This is a genomic window from Parabacteroides sp. AF39-10AC (assembly GCF_003635405.1).
Classification (GTDB): Bacteria; Bacteroidota; Bacteroidia; order Bacteroidales; family Tannerellaceae; genus Parabacteroides; species Parabacteroides distasonis.
In genome coordinates this window covers 86,515-105,556 of sequence record NZ_QTLP01000008.1, presented here as the reverse complement: position 1 = coordinate 105,556, position 19,042 = coordinate 86,515, and the positions used below count along the sequence as shown (strand labels likewise).

14 protein-coding genes are annotated in these 19,042 nt (G+C 46.6%); 12 read left to right on the top strand and 2 right to left on the bottom strand.

What is annotated here, in order from left to right; genetic code table 11:
* Positions 1 to 84 precede the first annotated feature (84 nt).
* Positions 85 to 2,271: a DUF2339 domain-containing protein gene (locus DW033_RS09435; RefSeq protein ID WP_122382705.1), complete on the top strand. Its 2,187-nt coding sequence runs from the start codon at positions 85 to 87 to the stop codon at positions 2,269 to 2,271.
* Here the strand turns inward: DW033_RS09435 and murF are convergent.
* Entirely contained in the window at positions 2,266 to 3,549 is a 1,284-nt protein-coding gene (gene murF / locus DW033_RS09430; protein ID WP_048927086.1) for a UDP-N-acetylmuramoyl-tripeptide--D-alanyl-D-alanine ligase, read from the bottom strand. The genes DW033_RS09435 and murF overlap by 6 nt on opposite strands.
* A gap of 129 nt (positions 3,550 to 3,678) precedes the next feature.
* Here murF and folP point away from each other — a divergent pair, with 129 nt between their 5' ends.
* The 11 genes from folP (at position 3,679) to rsgA (ending at position 17,111) form a co-directional block, all read left to right on the top strand.
* The gene (folP, locus tag DW033_RS09425; protein ID WP_048927087.1) at positions 3,679 to 4,518 is read left to right on the top strand and encodes a dihydropteroate synthase; all 840 of its coding nucleotides are present in this window, start codon (positions 3,679 to 3,681) and stop codon (positions 4,516 to 4,518) included.
* A gap of 34 nt (positions 4,519 to 4,552) precedes the next feature.
* A complete protein-coding gene (gene cdaA, locus DW033_RS09420) occupies positions 4,553 to 5,338 on the top strand; it encodes a diadenylate cyclase CdaA (RefSeq protein WP_010182378.1) in 786 nt (261 codons plus the stop codon).
* Between the two features lie 127 nt (positions 5,339 to 5,465).
* Positions 5,466 to 6,479 (top strand): phosphate acetyltransferase, encoded by a 1,014-nt coding sequence (gene pta, locus DW033_RS09415; protein ID WP_048927088.1) that lies wholly within the window; start codon positions 5,466 to 5,468, stop codon positions 6,477 to 6,479.
* 25 nt (positions 6,480 to 6,504) lie between these two features.
* Complete coding sequence (locus tag DW033_RS09410) at positions 6,505 to 7,707, top strand: acetate/propionate family kinase (protein WP_036614670.1); 1,203 nt, start codon at positions 6,505 to 6,507, stop codon at positions 7,705 to 7,707.
* Between the two features lie 157 nt (positions 7,708 to 7,864).
* The gene (pyrH, locus tag DW033_RS09405; protein ID WP_005867363.1) at positions 7,865 to 8,575 is read left to right on the top strand and encodes a UMP kinase; all 711 of its coding nucleotides are present in this window, start codon (positions 7,865 to 7,867) and stop codon (positions 8,573 to 8,575) included.
* A gap of 155 nt (positions 8,576 to 8,730) precedes the next feature.
* On the top strand, positions 8,731 to 11,394 hold the full coding sequence (locus DW033_RS09400; protein ID WP_048927089.1) for a substrate-binding domain-containing protein: 2,664 nt from the start codon (positions 8,731 to 8,733) through the stop codon (positions 11,392 to 11,394).
* Between the two features lie 128 nt (positions 11,395 to 11,522).
* On the top strand, positions 11,523 to 13,331 hold the full coding sequence (locus DW033_RS09395; protein ID WP_057326150.1) for a DUF4980 domain-containing protein: 1,809 nt from the start codon (positions 11,523 to 11,525) through the stop codon (positions 13,329 to 13,331).
* Positions 13,332 to 13,349: 18 nt separating this feature from the next.
* Positions 13,350 to 14,222 carry a carbohydrate kinase gene (locus tag DW033_RS09390; RefSeq protein ID WP_044545429.1) on the top strand — a complete coding sequence of 291 codons (873 nt, stop codon included), beginning with the start codon at positions 13,350 to 13,352 and terminating at the stop codon, positions 14,220 to 14,222.
* 3 nt (positions 14,223 to 14,225) lie between these two features.
* Positions 14,226 to 15,392, top strand: a complete 1,167-nt coding sequence (locus DW033_RS09385) for an MFS transporter (protein WP_044545430.1) — start codon at positions 14,226 to 14,228, stop codon at positions 15,390 to 15,392.
* A gap of 127 nt (positions 15,393 to 15,519) precedes the next feature.
* Positions 15,520 to 16,083 carry a ribosome recycling factor gene (gene frr, locus DW033_RS09380; protein ID WP_005859749.1) on the top strand — a complete coding sequence of 188 codons (564 nt, stop codon included), beginning with the start codon at positions 15,520 to 15,522 and terminating at the stop codon, positions 16,081 to 16,083.
* 95 nt (positions 16,084 to 16,178) lie between these two features.
* Entirely contained in the window at positions 16,179 to 17,111 is a 933-nt protein-coding gene (rsgA, locus tag DW033_RS09375) for a ribosome small subunit-dependent GTPase A (protein ID WP_048927091.1), read from the top strand.
* Between the two features lie 15 nt (positions 17,112 to 17,126).
* Here rsgA and dgt read toward each other — a convergent pair whose 3' ends face one another.
* Positions 17,127 to 18,452, bottom strand: coding sequence for a dGTP triphosphohydrolase (gene dgt / locus DW033_RS09370; protein ID WP_048927223.1), 1,326 nt, complete (start codon positions 18,450 to 18,452; stop codon positions 17,127 to 17,129).
* Between the last annotated feature and the right edge of the window lie 590 nt (positions 18,453 to 19,042).

The following is a 19,042-nucleotide window of genomic DNA, read 5'->3' as shown; positions in this document are numbered from 1 at the left end:
GTATCGTCGGGACTTTTTTATGGTTCGGAAAGCTTTTACATAAATAAATGCGTATATTGCGGCAAGCTTATAATTTTAGAGTTTATGGAATATACCTTACTGATACTTCTATTACTGATCATGATTTGGATAAACTTGCGTAATAAGATATCCAAATCACAAGAGAAAACGGAGGAATTGTTGAAAGAGATCGCTGCCTTGCGTAAACGTTTGGAGAATAGTCTGGAAGTTGTGGACGAGATAAAGGAACCGGAGCCTGAGATCTTGAAAGAGCCGGAAGTTTTCGTACAACCTGAACCGGTAAGGGCGATTGTCGAACCTGCTAAAAATCCTCAACCCCAGAAGGTGCGGAAGCCTGTCAATTATGAGAAATATATCGGTGAGAACTTATTCGGTAAAATCGGTATCCTGATACTCGTCTTGGGTATGGGGCTTTTCGTGAAGTATGCGATAGATAAGGAATGGATAAACGAGACCTTGCGTACGATCCTTGGCTTTGGGATGGGTGGATTACTTCTATTCGTGGCTTGGCGTTTGAAGGATTCCTATCGTACCTTTAGCTCTTTGCTGGCGGGAGGCGCTTTCGCGATCTTCTATGTAACGGTGGCGATCGCCTATCATTATTACGGGCTGTTTAGCCAAACGGTCGCTTTTATTCTGCTTGTGCTGTTTACCGGATTTATGTCGTCTTTATCTATACTCTATAATCGTAGGGAACTGGCAATTATCGCTTTGGTGGGTGGATTTATCGCTCCATTCTTAGTGGGTAGCGGAGATGGAAGTTATTGGGTGCTGTTTACCTATGTCATGATCTTGGACCTAGGAATGTTCGGGCTATCTATCTATAAGAAGTGGGGGGAATTGCCTGTAATTTGTTTTGCCTTGACTTGGATCGTCTTTGCGGGTTATACGTATGCTGCGGATCTGGATTTGATGGGAAGTGTCCAATTAACGCATTTACTTATTTTCTCTATCGCCTTCTATTTGATCTTCTTATTATCGGTCGCTTCCATCGTGCGAATCAATATCCGGGGGATCAATCAATATTTATTAGGAGTGATCGGATTGAACAATTTCGTATTCCTGTTCTTTGCCCTTTGTCTCCTGCAGAATATGGAGCTTGAGCGGAATTACAAAGGTCTGGTAACCCTTTTTGTTGCGGCTATTAACTTCGCTCTTTTCTTTTGGATCAAACGGAAAGGGGAACCTTTCACTTTCTTGATGCATACGTTATTGGGTATCGCTCTTACGTTCGTATCGGTGACGATCCCGATCCAACTGGAAGGGACCTTTATTACCTTGTTTTGGGCTTCAGAGGTAATGATTATTCTCTGGTTCTATAGTCGTTTCCGTCTGCGGGTTTACGAGATATTCGCTTGGGTACTTCCGGTCTTGACGCTGGGCTCTTACGGAATGGATGTCTTCCACGGATGTATGGAGGCTCGGTACGGAGATTCTTCCCTATTTATAAATGGCTTGTTCGCTACCGGTATTTTTACGGGGCTATCGTATTGGGTAGACGCTTGGTTGGTACGTCCGACAAGGATATCGACGAAAGGGCCTCTCTTGACGGGATGTGTCGTATTATATATAGCCTTTGTTTTCGATTTCTATTCATATGTAGATCCTTCGATCGTGTCCTTTAGCTATATCGAGACATTTACGGTGGCGGTTTTATTTGCTGCGAATGTTTTATTAGGGAAAAGCTATTTGCCTGTGTCAAGAAATGCGGGGGGATACGGACTACTCTTGGGGCTATCTTTATCCCTGTTCGGAGGAATGTCTTTGTGGGTCGGGTATGATGATCTCTTTATTCCCCGGTTCCTGCTATGGGTTTCCTTGCTTTTAATCGGGGGGCATATTTTTGTCTTGGGGCGGTACTATTATAAGTCATTTGACGCAAGAGAAAAGCGTACGCATGGGATGACCTTATATATTTGTTTGCTGTCTACGATATTACTGGCCGTGGGAACGAATAATTTGTTGAATCAGTTGGGCTTGCCGGATGAATTAAGCGCAGGCTTCTCTATCTCGTTGAGTCTTGCCGGCTTTATGCAAATGGCGGTGGGAATGCGATTGCACCTGAAGGTTGTCCGGATGATTAGTTTGGCCACTTTCTCGATCGTATTGCTAAAGTTGGTGTTGGTAGATCTGTGGCTCTTGCCTACGATCGGGAAAGTGGTCGTCTTTATAATCTTGGGAGTTATCTTATTGGTTCTCTCCTTCTTGTATCAAAAGTTGAAAACTGTCTTGTTCGATGATAGCTTATAGGATATCCACTAGTTTCTCCAGCCCCATGCTATGAGAGCCTTTGATCAAGATATGATAGCCCTTTAACGGCTGCCTCCGAAGCTCCTCCGTCATAGCCTCTGTGGTAGCGAAGGGGGAGAACTCTTTGCCTACCTTGGAGAAATGCTCGCCGCAGAGGAACACCTTGTCGAACTGGCCTTTCTTGATCTGTTCGACAACCTCCGCGTGTAATTCGTTGCTAGTTGGTCCAAGCTCGCGCATATCTCCAAGGATGATGGCTTTAGGCTGTACGGGCATGGTGATGAAATTGTCCAGAGCTACTTTCATGCTACTCGGATTCGCGTTGTAAGCATCGATAATCAATTCGTTATTATCGGTTTTCTTGAACTGAGAACGGTTATTGGTAGGCTCGTAAGCGGCGATAGCACGGCTGATACGCTCTGCCGGGATCTTGAAGAAGCGGCCTACGGCGACGGCGGCCAATACATTATCTAGGTTATAACTACCGATCATATGTGTTTCGACGGTATGCAACTTTCCTTGTTGCTTCCAATTGAACACTAAGAAAGGATCGCAACTGACTACCTGTCCGGACGCGAAAGCATCATCCCCGTTTCCATATGTGATTTGTTCGATGCCTTTGGCGATAGACTGAAGGTACTCGTTCTCTTTCTTGATAAATATCTTGCCTTTGGAGCGACGGATATAATCATATAACTCCCCTTTTGTCCGGATCACACCCTCGAAAGAACCGAAGCCTTCCAGATGGGCACGGCCTACGTTCGTGATGATGCCATAGTTAGGATGGACGATATCCACTAATTCCTTGATGTCTCCCGGATGGCTGGCGCCCATCTCGATAACCGCCATCTCATGGTCATGAGTCAATCGGAGCAAGGTCAAGGGAACGCCAATATGATTATTGAAATTTCCTTCGGTATATAGCAAATTGAATTTCGTTGAGAGTACGGCAGCCAATAACTCTTTGGTCGTGGTCTTGCCATTCGTTCCGGTAATTCCGATGATCGGCAACCCCAGTACCTTGCGGTGATGGTGCGCTAATTGTTGCAAGGTCTTCAGCACGTTATCAACAAGGATCGTGCGTTCGCCTATATAATAATCGGGATTGTCTATGACGGCATAGACACAGCCGGATGCCAAGGCTTTCCCGGCATATTGATTTCCATCGAATTTATCGCCTTTTAAGGCGAAGAAGATAGAACCCTTCGGACAGTTCCGGCTATCTGTCGTTATTTGAGGGTTATGTATAAATAAATCATAGAGGTCGATAATACTCATGACTGTATCGCGTTAAATATTTATTCCTGTCTAATTCGGGGCAAATGTAGCAATTAAATAAAGAATGAAGAATCTAGAAGGAGATTTTAAGAGAGAAACCTGTATCTTTGCTGGAAATAAGGAAAGATCATGTTAGATAAAACGCTCAATATTAGAGGGACACTCACTTCTTTAGCGACGCCGTTGGTGATGGGAATCTTGAATATTACCCCTGATTCTTTTTATGCGGGCAGCCGCAAACAGACCGAGACCGCTATCGAGGACCGTATCCGGGAAATCTTATCGGAGGGAGGAGATTGGATAGATATCGGTGGTTATTCATCCCGTCCGGATGCCGCTGAGGTTACGCCGGAGGAAGAGATGCGCCGTTTGGAGTTTGCCTTACATATATTAAATAAGCATTACCCGGATATCCCGGTGTCCGTAGATACGTTTCGTGCGGGGATTGCGCGTCGTTGCGTAGAGGAATATGGAGCAGCTATCATTAACGATATCTCCGGCGGTGAGTTGGATGCGGATATGTTCCAAACGGTAGCGGATTTGAAGGTGCCTTATATCATGATGCATATGCGTGGAACCCCTCAAACTATGCAGAGGCATACTGATTACCCGGATATGATGGAGGAGATCATGCTGTACTTTTCCCGGAAGGTACGCCAGCTTCGGCTTTTAGGGGTGAATGATATCATTCTCGATCCCGGCTTTGGTTTTAGTAAGACGTTGGAGCAGAATTACCAATTGATGAGCCATTTAAAGGAGTTCTCTATTTTTGAGTTGCCTTTATTAGTTGGAGTCTCCCGTAAAAGCATGATTTATAAATTACTGGGTGGAACCCCTGCGGATAGCCTGAACGGAACGACTGTATTGAATACGTACGCTCTCTTGAACGGCGCTAATATCCTTCGTGTACATGACGTGCGGGAAGCAGTGGAAGCCATTCGCGTCATAGGTCAAATGACCAACAAATAATTTTCAATTTTCAACTTTCAATTCTCAATTAACTATGTGGATGCATTTCGGTATAAAAGACTTGATTGACGTATTGCTGGTGGCTTTCTTCCTGTACCAGACCTATAAATTGATGAAAAGCTCAGGCACATTGGCTATATTCAGTGGAGTCGTATCATTCATCGTCGTATGGATCTTGATCTCGCAGGTATTGGAGATGCGGTTGATGGGGGCCATCTTGGATAAGTTTATTAGCGTAGGTTTCGTGGTTTTGGTAATCCTCTTCCAAGACGAGATCCGCCGTTTCCTGTTGGCGTTAGGTTCGCATCGGGGCTGGAAATTCCTAGGGAAACTTTTTTCCAAGCGAGGAGGCGATCCGGAGAAAGAAGGGAAGTTTGTCGCCCCTGTTGTCTTGGCTTGTATGAATATGGCCCGGAAAAAGACGGGTGCCTTGATCGTGATCCAGCAAGATATGGACTTGGCGATCTATGAGCATACGGGCGAAATGTTCAACGCCGATGTAAATGCCCGCTTGATCGAGAACATCTTCTTTAAGAACAGCCCGTTGCATGATGGTGCCATGATCATAGCCGATAACCGGATCAAGGCGGCCGGTTGTATCTTGCCGGTCGCCCAGAACGCTACCCTTCCCAAGGATATGGGATTGCGCCATCGTTCCGGGTTGGGGATGTCATTGGAGACAGATGCGCTGGTTATTATTGTCTCGGAGGAGAGAGGAAAGATCTCCGTGGCCCATAAAGGTAAGTTAAGTGTGAATGTGACAGCGGAAGAACTGCAACAAATACTCTCCGGGGAGCGGGAAGTGACGAATTACTGTTAAAAGATCTGAAACTGGTATCTCTATCTGTAATTCTTTTGCCTATTTTGTAAACTCTATATTGCATTATGCCTAATTTTGTAGCCGGATTACGAGTACAATTATTAAATAATATAAAATATCTTCCGCTATGGATTTAATGCAAGACATTATTGCGCGCGCTAAAGCTGACAAGCAGCGTATTGTTCTTCCCGAAGGTACCGAGGAAAGAACTCTTAAAGCTGCCGACCGATTACTGGCCGACGGTGTAGCAGACATTATCTTAATTGGAAACCCCGCTGAGATCAAGGAGTTGGCGGCAGGTTTCGGACTGAACCACATCGGTGAGGCAACTCTTGTCGATCCGAAAAATCACGAGAAGAAAGCCGCGTATGCAGACTTGCTTTTCCAACTTCGCCAAAAGAAGGGTATGACTCCCGAGAAGGCTGCGGTTTTAGTTGAAGATCCTTTGTTCTTGGCTTGCCTGATGATTAAGTCGGGTGACGCTGACGGTGAGATCGCCGGCGCTGAGAATACGACGGGTAATGTATTGCGTCCTGCTTTGCAAATTATCAAGACGGCTCCGGGCATGAAGTGTGTTTCCGGTGCGTTCCTTATGTTCACGAAGACTCCTCAATATGGGGATGATGGTATTTTGGTATTTGCCGATTGTGCGGTTATGCCGAATCCGAACGCGGAAGAGTTGGCTAGCATCGCTGTCGCTACCGCCGCTACGGCTCGTAATATCGTAGGCGTTGAGCCTCGTGTGGCTATGTTGAGCTTCTCTACGAAGGGTAGCGCTTCTCACGAGATGGTAGACAAGGTAGTGGAGGCTACTCGCTTGGCTAAGGAGATGGCTCCGGACTTGAAGATCGACGGAGAGTTGCAGGCCGACGCGGCTTTGGTTGAGGCTGTAGGTAGCAAGAAAGCTCCGGGTAGCGAGATCGCCGGTAAAGCGAATGTTTTGGTATTCCCGACTTTGGAGGTGGGTAATATCGCTTATAAGCTGGTTCAACGTTTGGGTGGCGCTGAGGCTGTCGGTCCTATCCTTCAAGGTATGGCCGCTCCGGTGAACGACTTGTCTCGCGGTTGTTCCGTAGACGATATTTATAAGATGGTAGCGATCGCTTGTAATCAATCCATCGGTTTGAGATCCGCAAAATAATAGATAATCCTAACGACTTAATAATATGAAGATTCTAGTATTGAACTGCGGTAGTAGTTCTATCAAATATAAGTTATTCGATATGACCTCCGGTGAGGTTATGGCTCAAGGTGGTATCGAGAAAATCGGTTTGCCGGGCGCGTTCCTGAAATTGACGGATAAGGAGGGCAAGAAGGTGGTTATCGAGAGAGAGATTCCCGGCCATCAACAAGGCATCGAGTTTATCTTGAGCGTATTGACCGACGCAACTTATGGTTGTATCAAGGACTATAAGGAGATCGACGCTGTTGGTCATCGTTTGGTACATGGTGGCGAGGAGTTCGCTTCTAGCGTATTGATCAATCAGGATGTAATCAATAAGGTAATCGAGTGCTCTGATCTGGCTCCGCTTCATAACCCGGCTAACTTGAAGGGTGTTCGGGCGATGGAGGCTTTGATCCCGGGTATTCCTCAAGTAGCGGTGTTTGATACGGCTTTCCACCAGACCATGCCGGATTATGCGTATATGTACGGTTTGCCTTACGAGATGTACAAGAAATATGGCGTACGTCGTTATGGCTTCCACGGAACCAGTCATCGATATGTATCCCGTCGTGCTTGTGAGATCTTAGGTGTTCCTTATGAGGATCAGAAGATTATCACGGCTCACGTAGGTAACGGTGGTTCTATTACCGCCATCAAGAATGGTAAGAGCGTGGATACTTCCATGGGCTTGACTCCGGTTGAGGGTCTGTTGATGGGTACTCGTTGCGGCGACGTGGATGCGGGTGCTTTGTCTTTCATCATGGATAAGGAAGGCATGGATGGTGCCGGCCTTTCCGACTTGATCAATAAGAGAAGTGGTGTTGCCGGTCTTTCCGGTATCTCTTCCGATATGCGTGAGATCGAGGCTGCCGTAGCTGCCGGAAATCCGCGTGCGATCATGACCTTGAACGTATATAACTACCGCATCAAGAAATATATCGGCGCTTATGCCGCCGCTATGGGTGGTTGCGATATCTTGGTTTGGACCGGTGGTGTCGGTGAGAACCAATGGGCGACCCGTCGTGCGGTTTGCGAGAACATGGAATACATGGGCATGAAGATCGATGTTGAGAAGAACGAGGGCATGCGTGGCGAGGAGATGGTAATCAGCACTCCGGACAGTAAGGTGACTATCATCGTCGTTCCTACGGATGAGGAATTCATGATCGCTGCCGATACCTTGGAGATCTTAGATAAAAAGTAACCAGTAACGTTTCATATAATTTTAGCTAATCCTCGCAGCTTACAAAACACGGGATTAGTGTTTAGATCGCCCCGACACCGGTTGGGGCGATCTTTTTTATGCGAATATCGGATTATTCGTTACTTTTGCGGAATTACATATTAAATATATACAAAACATGGCTCAATACAAACGTATCTTATTAAAATTAAGCGGTGAGTCGCTGATGGGTGGTAAACAATATGGGATCGATGAGGTTCGCTTGAATGAATATGCGGCACAGATCAAGGAGATCGCCGAGATGGGTGTACAGATCGGTATCGTGATCGGTGGCGGTAATATTTTCCGCGGGTTGAGCGGCGCTTCCAAAGGTTTCGATCGGGTAAAAGGAGACCAGATGGGTATGCTGGCAACGGTGATCAATAGCTTGGCGCTTAGCTCCGCTTTGGTCGCTCAAGGCGTGAAGGCGAAGGTACTGACGGCTATCCGTATGGAACCGATCGGCGAGTTCTATAATAAATGGCGTGCGATCGAGTTGCTGGAACAAGGCAACGTGGTAATCATGTCTGGCGGTACGGGTAATCCGTTCTTTACTACGGATACCGGATCTTCTTTGAGAGGCATCGAGATCGAGGCGGATGTCATGCTGAAAGGTACCCGTGTGGACGGTATTTACACCGCTGATCCGGAGAAAGATCCTACGGCTACCAAGTTCTCCGATATTACGTATGATGAGATCTATACCCGGGGCCTGAAGGTAATGGACTTGACCGCTACCACGATGTGTAAAGAGAACAACCTCCCGATCATCGTATTCGATATGGATACCAACGGCAACTTGAAGAAAGTGATGAGCGGAGAGAATATCGGGACACTGGTGCATAATTAGTGCCATTAACCGATGACACGGCAGTGCCATGCTGATGGCATAGTTGTGCCACAGGTTATGGCACAGCTATGCCATCCGTATGGCACTGTCGTGCCACAGGCATGGCAAGGTTGTGCCAGCCCTGTGGCAAATACGTTAGACCTTTATTCTTGTATATGAAGCATCCCTTTTTACTAGTATGGTTAACCTTGATCGTATTGTGTGGTTGCACGAGCTCGGGGAAACAGAAGAGGCACGTTATCGGCCTCTCCCAATGTATGTTGGACGATGCTTGGCGGGAAGCTATGATTAACGATATGCGTATCGAAGCCTCTAACTATGATGATGTGGAAATTATTATAAAGGACGCGCAAAACAATAACGAGACACAAATACAACAAATACGAGACTTGATCCGCCAAAAGGTGGATGTCTTGATCATCTCCCCCTATCAATCCGAGCCGATCACGGCAGTTGCCGAGGAAGCGTACCGTGCCGGAATCCCGACGATCATTACAGATCGCAAGGTAAATACCGATCAATACACCTCTTTTGTCGGGGCGAACAATTATGAGATCGGACTAGCGGCAGGCAATTACGCCGCCCATTATCTTCCCCCGAACGCTATTATCTTAGAGATATGGGGACTCACGCAAACCTCCCCGGCGCAAGAGCGACATAAAGGTTTTGTCGATGCCTTGCGAGAAAGGGAGGATCTTTCTTTCCGTAAGATAGAAGGACAATGGCTGGTCGATACCGCCCGGATGGAGCTTCGGAAGTTAGAGCATCCCGAGCAGATAGATTTCGTTTACGCCCATAACGACATGATGGCCATAGCCGCCCGGGAATACTTTATGGCATGGGATTCCATCCGAGGACGGGATTTGCGGATTATCGGCGTGGATGCTGTGGCGGGTGCCGGTCTGGAAGCCGTGGAAGATGGACGGATCAACGCCTCTTTCCTCTATCCGACAGGAGGGGAGCAAGTGATTCGCACGGCTATGCGTATCATTCAAGGGGAGCCGGTGGATAAGTTTATCCCTCTTCGTACGGCTCCGGTAGATCATCAGTCTGCCCGCACCTTATTGTTGCAAGCGGACCAACTCCAGAAATATAAGCAACGTATCGAGGCGCAGCGTTCCCGCATCGACGGTTTGTCCGACCGGTTTTATTTCCTGCGAAACTCTTTAGGGGTGATCTCCTTATTGATGATCGGTTTTATCGCCCTTTCCATTTACGCCTTTTACATAAACCGGAAGATGAGGCAGGCGAATCGTAAGCTAATCTCCTTGAACGCGGAGATGAAAGAGGTGACGGCGCAGAAACTCCAATTCTTTACGAATGTCTCCCACGAGGTACGTACGCCCTTGACCTTGATTCTCGCCCCTTTGGATCGCTTGATTGTCTCGTTGCGGGAATCTCCTTACGCCTCGGATCTAGGACTGATCCAGAAGAACGCCAACCGTTTGTTGCGTGTGATCAACCAAATATTGGATTTCCGGAAGGTGGAAGGCAAGCAAGAGAAACTAGCGGTACGGGAAATCGATTTGGTTCCTTTCGTTGGCGAGATCAAATCTTATTTTGACAGTATGGCCTCGGTACGTGCGATCTCCTATACGTTCACTTCTTCGATAAAACAATGTACGCTATGGATCGATCCGGACTTATTGGAGAAGGTATTTTTCAATCTTCTCTCGAACGCTTTTAAGTTTACGCCGGAGGGAGGTAGCGTGCGGATAGAGCTGACGGAAGAGGGAGGCCGGGTCTTTATACGGGTTATCGATACGGGAAGTGGCATCCGTCCCGCTAACCTTCCGCATCTGTTTGACCGTTTCTATACGGAGGATCGGTCGATGGGAACCGGGATCGGATTACATTTGGTAAAGGAGTATATAGATATGCACGGAGGGGAGACCCGTGTGGAGAGCGAGCCGGGACAAAGGACTACCTTTACGGTCTGCCTACGGAAAGGAAAGGCGCATTTCGAGGATAGCGACCTGATGGAAACGCCCGTATCCCATCAAGCCTACGAAGCCTCCCGGTTGGACGACTCGGAAACCAAGGAGATGCTTTCCAAGACCTATCCTTATACGATACTGATCACCGAGGATGACGATGAGGTCCGCGGCTTTTTGGAACGTGAGCTTAGCCTTCATTTCAAGATCCGGACGGTCGCGAACGGGAAAGATGCCTTGCGGGTATTGGAAGAGGAGGAGATATCATTGGTAGTAAGCGATGTGATGATGCCGGAGATGAATGGTTTCGAACTTTGCCGGACGATCAAGTCGCAACTTCCCTTTAGCCATATCTCGGTGATCTTATTGACCGCCTTGACCGATGAGCGTCAACGGATTTTCGGAATAACCGGCGGGGCGGACGATTATATACAGAAGCCTTTCCATACGGATTACGTGAAGATCAAGATTATCCACCTATTGCAAGAACGCCAGAAGTTACGGGAACGTTTGTTGGAGAAGCTGCGGGATAATAAGCTCCTTCTGTCCGAGCCGGAAAAGGTGGAGAGTATCGATGATACCTTCTTGCGTAAGTTCGCGGAACAGATCGAGGCGGTTTATGCGGACCCCGAATATAATGTGGAGAAACTAAGCGAGACCTTGGGATTATCCCGGGGGCACCTTCACCGGAAGATCAAGGAGCTGACCGGAACCGCACCCGTCGAGTTCTTGCGTACCTATCGCTTGAATAAGGCGACCCAGTTGTTGAGGCAGAACGCGTATACGGTGAGTGAGGTCGCTTACCGAACCGGTTTCTCCTCGCCCGCTTACTTCTCTAAATGTTTCAAGGCGGTCTACGGGGTTACGCCTACCGAGTATCAATAACATTTGTACGATCTTTATCACAAATGTCATATCTCCCCATCTTTAGGGGATAAGTGCTTTTCTATCCGGAAGAATCCTATTAATTTTGGCGGAGAATCAAACTGTATTATCCTTTAATCCGTTCGTTTATGAAACAACAAACAAAGAGACTTCTTAAGAGTTTATGTATGGCTGTCGGTGTCGTTTTATTAAGTGCTGTCGATCCGTTGGCCGGATATGCGACAGAACGTACTATAGATATAAAGCATCTGGGCGAAGGACAAAGCATTGTCCGTGTGGATGCGCAAGCCAAGTATTTGTTGCTTCCGGTCGAGGAGTCCTCGCCGGAATCCAAGTTATATATGATTGTCGATAATGACGTGGTACGGACTTTCAATGTTCGTTTGGCGGTGAATAAGGTGGATTATTTCGTTCCGGTAGATCTCTCGGGGTATGCGGATAAGCATATCTCCTTCAACTTCCAGCTTGCCCCGGAATCGGCTCTTTGCTGGAAAGAGATGAAGCTATCCGATCAGTTTGATTCGTCTAACCGGGAGAAATTCCGTCCGGCCTATCATTTCTCGCCGGCTTGGGGATGGATGAATGATCCGAACGGCATGGTATACAAGGATGGTGAGTATCATTTGTTCTATCAATACAATCCGTATGGCTCGATGTGGGGGAATATGCACTGGGGGCATGCGATCAGCAAGGACTTGATTCATTGGGAGCATCAACCGGTGGCGATCGCTCCGGATGCCTTGGGTACGATCTTCAGCGGTAGCTGTGTGGTGGATAAGGATAATACCGCCGGTTTTGGCGCTGGCGCTATCGTGGCTTTCTATACCTCGGCCAGCGACCGGCAAGTGCAGAGTATGGCCTATAGCTTGGACAACGGCCGGACGTTCAAGAAATATGACCGGAATCCGATCCTTACTTCTACGCAACGTGATTTCCGTGACCCGAAAGTTTTCTGGCATAAGGAATCCAATAAATGGATCATGGTACTCGCCGTAGGGCAGGAGATGCAACTCTATTCTTCTCCCAATTTGAAGGACTGGACGTATGAGAGCAGTTTCGGGGAAGGACAAGGAGCGCATGCGGGCGTTTGGGAATGCCCGGACTTGATCGAGCTTCCGGTGAAGGGTACGGAATTGAAGAAGTGGGTCTTGATCTGTAATATCAATCCCGGCGGTCCGTTTGGCGGCTCCGCTACCCAATATTTCGTAGGTACGTTCGATGGGAAACAGTTCGTGAATGAATCTCCGGCCTTGACCAAATGGATGGATTACGGCAAGGATCATTACGCTACGGTAACTTGGAGTAACGCTCCGGAGGACCGGAAGATCGCCTTGGCTTGGATGAGCAATTGGGAGTACGCGAATAACGTGCCGACCTCGCAATACCGGAGCGCGAACTCGGTTCCTCGCGACTTGGTTCTTTATACGAAAAACGGGCAGACGTACTTGAGCAGCACCCCGTCTCCCGAGGTGTTGAAGTTGAGAGGGAAAGCCCAGAAGAAAGGTTCCTTCAAGGTAGACCGTTCCCATGAGGTCAATCCGATACTTTCCGATCATATGGGAACCTATGAGATCGAGATCAAGTTTAAGAATAACGGAGCCGATATCATGAGTTTCCAATTGTTTAACTCGAAAGGTGAGGAAGTGGAGATGCATTATAATCTTCTGGATAATACGTTCACGATGGATCGCCGTAACAGCGGGGCTACGGATTTTAGCAAGACATTCGCCACGGCTACCTCGGCCCCGATCTCCGCCGCTAAGGAATATACCTTACGTTTGTTGGTAGACAATTGTAGCATAGAGGCCTTCGACGGGAATGGAGAGTTTGTCATGACCAACCTAGTCTTCCCGGAAGAGCCGTATAATCGCATTAGTTTCAATGCGAAGGGAGGAGCGTTTACGGTTACGTCATTAACCATTTATCCCTTCAAATAATTAAAAACAAAATATATCATGGAAAAGAGTAAACCTGTAGTAGTAGGCATTGGTGAATTATTGTGGGATGTTTTCCCGGAAGTGAAGAAAGCCGGTGGAGCGCCGATTAATTTTGTGTATCACGCTACCCAATTAGGAGCGGAAGGTTACGCGATCAGTGCCGTGGGCAACGACGTGTTCGGAACCGAGATTATTCAGGAATTGGATAAGAACGGTATCGATAGTAATTATATCAGTACGGTGGAATATCCGACCGGAAGCGTGATGGTAGAGCTAAAGAACGGCATCCCTTCCTATACGATCATCGAAGGTGTGGCATGGGATCATATCCCTCTTACCCAAGCGTCTATCGACCTGATGAAACGTGCGGACGCCGTATGCTTCGGAACATTGGCGCAACGTGCCGCGGAATCTCGTGAGACGCTTCGTACCTTGCTTTCTTATATGCCTAGTCATGCCTTGCGCTTTTTCGATATCAATATCCGTCAGCATTTCTATTCGAAGGAGCTGATCGAATCGTTGCTCGAATTGGCGAACGTATTCAAGATCAATGATGAGGAATTGGAAATGCTTCGCCCGATGTTTGGTCTGGAAGGCACGATAGAGGATATGTGTCGCTGGTTCATGAAGAAATATGGTTTGCGCTATTTGGTACTTACGGCCGGGGCGGAGTATAGTACGATCTTTTCCGAGGAGGAGGTCTCTACGATTCCTACCCCGAAGGTACAGGTGGTAGATACGGTAGGCGCCGGCGATTCTTTCTCCGGGGCGTTTATTTCATCGATCTTAACCGGAAAACCTTTACGTGAGGCACATGAGAAAGCGGTAACAGTAGCCGCTTATGTTTGTACGCAGAGTGGCGCATGGCCTGCTTACCCTAAAGATTTATAAGCCATGAGCGAGAAGACTTCATCCTTGAAATTGATTCCCGTGATGTTGGCGTTCTTCGCCATGGGATTCGTGGACTTAGTGGGAATCGCCTCTAATTACCTGAAAGCGGATTTAGGCTTGAGTGATTCGGAGGCGAATATCTTCCCGTCGCTCGTGTTCTTCTGGTTCTTGATCTTCTCCGTCCCGACGGGAATGTTGATGAACCGTATCGGGCGGAAAAAGACCGTGCTATTGAGCTTGATTGTGACCTTCCTTTCGCTAATGATCCCGATCTTCGACGACGCGTATATGGTCATGTTGATATCCTTCTCCCTGTTGGGTATCGGCAACGCTTTGATGCAGACTTCCTTGAACCCGTTATTATCGAATATCGTAAGCGGGGATAAACTAGCTAGTTCTTTGACATTCGGTCAGTTCGTGAAGGCGATCGCCTCCTTCTTGGCGCCTTATATCGCTATGTGGGGGGCTACCCAAGCGATACCGTCGATGGGACTCGGTTGGCGTGTCTTGTTTCCGGTCTATATGGTGATCGCCGTGATCGCTATCCTGCTATTGGGAGCTACCACTATCCATGAGACCAAAGAGGAGGGGCGGCCCTCCACCTTTGGCGAATGTCTGGCTTTGCTGGGCAAGCCTTTTATCCTGCTTTGCTTTATCGGTATCATGTGCCATGTGGGGATCGATGTAGGGACGAATACGACCGCCCCGAAGATCTTGATGGAACGTCTAGGCATGACATTGGCCGACGCAGGCTTCGCCACGAGCCTGTATTTCATCTTCCGTACGGCGGGATGCTTCTCCGGGGCTTTTATCTTGCGAAAAGTCTCTCCGAAAGGATTCTTTGCCTTTAGTGTTTTCTTGATGTTATTGGCGATGATCGGTCTGCTGTTCTTCCATTCGAAAGAGATCATCTATGCTTGTATCGCCTTGATCGGCTTTGGAAACTCGAACGTCTTCTCCATTATTTTCGCCCAAGCCCTGCTTTCTATGCCGAATAAGCAGAATGAGGTGTCCGGTTTGATGATTATGGGACTGTTTGGCGGCACGATCTTCCCGATCTTTATGGGCGTGGCATCCGATATGTTGGCTTCTCAAGTAGGGGCGGTGCTGGTGTTGTGCGTGGGTGTAGCCTACTTACTATTCTTTACGTCTAAGTTAAGTAAACAGTGAAGGTGATAAGCTTTTATACGGTACTATAAATCTTTTGTTAGGGAGTATTTTAATTATATGTTTGCGAAGTTGGAAATCTTTATTACTTTTGTTAATTAAAAGATTCGCAAACAAAAAACGTATATTTATGATAGATACGAAACAATTGATCAAAGCAGGGGAAGAGAAGATGACGTTCGCCATTGAGTATCTGGACGAGCAATTGTCTCACATTCGGGCTGGTAAGGCTAATCCGAAAATCCTCGATTGTGTGAAGGTAATGTATTATGGGGCGCCTGTTCCTCTTACTAACGTGGCTACGGTGACGGTTCCGGACGCACGGACTATCATGATCACTCCGTGGGAGAAGAAGATCATCCGCGATATTGAGAAAGGTATTCTGGATTCTGAGTTAGGTATCACGCCGGAGAATAACGGTGAGGTGATCCGCTTAGGTATTCCTCCGTTGACTGAGGAGCGTCGCCGTCAATTGGTGAAACAATGTAAGCAGGAGGCGGAGAATGCGAAGATCAGCGTTCGTAACGCTCGTCGTGACGCTATTGAGGCTTTGAAGAAAAGCATCAAGTCTGATGGGGTTCCCGAGGACGTAGAGAAAGACGCCGAGGCAGAGGTTCAGAAAATCCATGATAAGTTTATCAAAAAGATCGATGAGCTTTACGCCGCTAAAGAAAAAGAAGTAATGACCGTTTAAATAATTGAAAGTTGAAACTTGAGAATTGAGAATTAAGGAACCCCATTGAGTCCTTATTCCAATTCTCAATTTTCAATTCTCAATTTTCAATTCTCATGAGGGGACTGGTAATAAAAAACACAGGTAGTTGGTATACGGTCCGTACGGAAGACGGGCGAGATATAGAGAGTAAGATCAAGGGTAACTTTCGTCTGAAAGACATAAAGAGTACCAATCCGGTCGCGGTAGGAGACCGTGTCGTAATCGATATTAATAAAGAAGGAACCGCTTTTATTACAGAGATCGAGGAGCGTAAGAATTATATCATCCGTCGTGCCTCTAACTTATCGAAGCAATCGCATATTATCGCCGCGAATTTGGATCAGGCGATGCTGATCGTTACGGTGAATTATCCTATAACAACAACGATATTTATCGATCGCTTCTTGGCGACCGCCGAGGCTTATCGTGTCCCCGTTAAATTAGTTTTCAATAAGATTGATCGTTATAATAATGAGGATCAAAGGGCGTTGGAGTGTTTAATCGAGTTGTATACCTCGATTGGCTATCCCTGTTCGACGCTATGTGCCCGGACCGAGGAAGGTTTGGATGCCTTGAAAGCGGATCTAAAAGATAAGATTACGCTTTTGTCCGGCCATTCGGGTGTCGGAAAATCCACGATTATCAATAAACTGGTGCCGGGGGTGAATCTCCGTACCGGTGATATCTCCGAATATCATAACAAAGGAATGCATACGACCACCTTTTCCGAGATGATTTCTCTTCCCGGGGGAGGCTATTTGATCGATACTCCGGGTATCAAAGGATTTGGAACGATCGAGATGGCGGACGCTGAGATCTCCCATTATTTCCGGGAGTTGTTTAAATACTCGGAAGAATGCCGTTTCAATAACTGCACGCACCGTCATGAACCGGGCTGCGCCGTCATTCAAGCCGTTAACGATGGGCTAATCAGTGAGTCCCGCTATAAAAGCTATCTAAGTATCTTGGATGATCGCATGGAAAGCAAGTACCGGGAAGAATTCTAACACTTTATTACAACATCAAACGGCCGGCAGGCTCATACCGGTGATTTTCCGGTATAGATCGAGCGCATATACATCGGTCATGCCGGAGATATAATCGAGTACGCATTGTATCTTGCCATATGTAGTAGGAGCTTTCGTGTCGTATTGCTCCGGTATCCGTTGTAAGAGCAGCTTGCTGTAAGCATGCTCTTGGTTCATCACGGCCTCGGTCAAGCTGTCGATCAGATGGCTGAAAATATGATAACCGGCTAATTCAATGTCGAGCACTTCTTTTGCCTTATATATTTTCTTGTATGCTGTAGCCGAGCAATTAGCGTAAGCCTGCTTGGCTTGATCGCATATGTTACTGATTAACGGAGTGCTGTAGGTACCATTGAGGATGCTTTCCTCGTTCTCTAAAAAGACACGGGAACATTCATCTACTAATAGCCCGATAATACAAGAACGCAGATAGGCGATTTGCTCATTGGTATCGTCTACCATATGCATGACCTTGCGGATATGCTCCAACCGCTCTCCTTCGAAAAATCCCAATAATAGTTGTATGGCCTCTTCGGTGGTCAGGATATGTAGTTTGCAAGCATCTTCTATATCCATAATTTGATAGCAGATATCGTCTGCCGCCTCTACTAAGTAAACTAACGGGTAACGAAGAAATTTGTCCGGGGCTTCCGGGCTATGTCCGATCCCTAGCTCTTGGGCGATTTGCAGATAGCTTCCCTCCTCCGATTGGAAAAAGCCGAATTTCCCTTTCTTTCCTGAATAGATGGATGCGTAAGGATATTTGATGATAGAGGCTAATGTGCTATATGTTAAGGCAAATCCCCCTTTTCTGCGTCCAATGAACTGATGGGTCAGCAACCGCATGGCGTTTGCGTTACCTTCAAAATGGACGAAGTCTTCCCAGCGTCCCCGTTCCTTCCGTACTTTCTCTTCTAGTTTTCGCCCATTCCCTTCGGAGAAGTAAGCGGAGATCGCTCTCTCTCCGGAATGCCCGAATGGAGGGTTTCCCATATCATGGGCAAGGCAAGCGGCTGATACGATGGAACCTATCTCCGGGAAGTTGATACTGCCATCCGGATATTTTTGCATAAGTCCTTTCGCTACGTTATTACCCAATGAACGTCCTACGCATGATACTTCCAGACTATGTGTAAGTCGGTTATGTACAAAGATACTTCCCGGAAGGGGGAACACCTGTGTCTTGTTTTGTAGTCTTCGAAAAGGGGATGAGAAAATCAAACGGTCATAGTCACGTTGGAAATCAGTTCTCTCATGTTTCCGCTCGTGATACTCTTCCATCCCGAAACGCTTGCCGGATAATAGCTGGGTCCAGTTCATAGTCAATACATTAATATATATATCGCAAATGTAGAGATAATCTGTGCAAATCATTGAATATTTGTGGAAGAAATTAGAGTTAATGGTTAATTTCCTGACTGAGTTGTTTTCGAAGCTTGTAAATAGAGCTGTAATTTTATTCCAAGATGATAGTCAGATAGCGATTGGATGTTATAGGAGGAAGAAGATAATGAAGGAAAATTATGTTAATTGAAATTTGTTGTTAGTTTCATTAGAACTAAATCAAATTAACATATTTAATTTATTGAGGCATGATGAAAATTTGACTATGTGTTATCGCAAACACCTGAAAAAGTGAGGAACATACTGATTTTTGTTACGTTTTAACTTGTATGTATAGTTATTATATATATATTTGTCTGTCAAAATATGAAAAACGACTTAGTTCTAATGATACTACGTTGTTATTATTATTTAAAATAGAACCGTTTGATTTTAAATAGAAAGAGATTTCCGTATGAGCATAATAATAACTTTAAACAAAAAAGAGTAAATGCCTATGCACTAAAAAAGAAAGAAAAGAGAGCCCGATCTCTCTAAAAAGAGTATGAAAATTAAAAAAGCACAAA

Bases quoted from the DNA above. Each gene is read 5' to 3' on its own strand.
- DW033_RS09435 (WP_122382705.1), top strand. From the start codon at position 85: ATGGAATATACCTTACTGATACTTCTATTACTGATCATGATTTGGATA.
- murF (WP_048927086.1), bottom strand. From the start codon at position 3,549: ATGAGTATTATCGACCTCTATGATTTATTTATACATAACCCTCAAATA.
- folP (WP_048927087.1), top strand. From the start codon at position 3,679: ATGTTAGATAAAACGCTCAATATTAGAGGGACACTCACTTCTTTAGCG.
- cdaA (WP_010182378.1), top strand. From the start codon at position 4,553: ATGTGGATGCATTTCGGTATAAAAGACTTGATTGACGTATTGCTGGTG.
- pta (WP_048927088.1), top strand. From the start codon at position 5,466: ATGGATTTAATGCAAGACATTATTGCGCGCGCTAAAGCTGACAAGCAG.
- DW033_RS09410 (WP_036614670.1), top strand. From the start codon at position 6,505: ATGAAGATTCTAGTATTGAACTGCGGTAGTAGTTCTATCAAATATAAG.
- pyrH (WP_005867363.1), top strand. From the start codon at position 7,865: ATGGCTCAATACAAACGTATCTTATTAAAATTAAGCGGTGAGTCGCTG.
- DW033_RS09400 (WP_048927089.1), top strand. From the start codon at position 8,731: ATGAAGCATCCCTTTTTACTAGTATGGTTAACCTTGATCGTATTGTGT.
- DW033_RS09395 (WP_057326150.1), top strand. From the start codon at position 11,523: ATGAAACAACAAACAAAGAGACTTCTTAAGAGTTTATGTATGGCTGTC.
- DW033_RS09390 (WP_044545429.1), top strand. From the start codon at position 13,350: ATGGAAAAGAGTAAACCTGTAGTAGTAGGCATTGGTGAATTATTGTGG.
- DW033_RS09385 (WP_044545430.1), top strand. From the start codon at position 14,226: ATGAGCGAGAAGACTTCATCCTTGAAATTGATTCCCGTGATGTTGGCG.
- frr (WP_005859749.1), top strand. From the start codon at position 15,520: ATGATAGATACGAAACAATTGATCAAAGCAGGGGAAGAGAAGATGACG.
- rsgA (WP_048927091.1), top strand. From the start codon at position 16,179: ATGAGGGGACTGGTAATAAAAAACACAGGTAGTTGGTATACGGTCCGT.
- dgt (WP_048927223.1), bottom strand. From the start codon at position 18,452: ATGAACTGGACCCAGCTATTATCCGGCAAGCGTTTCGGGATGGAAGAG.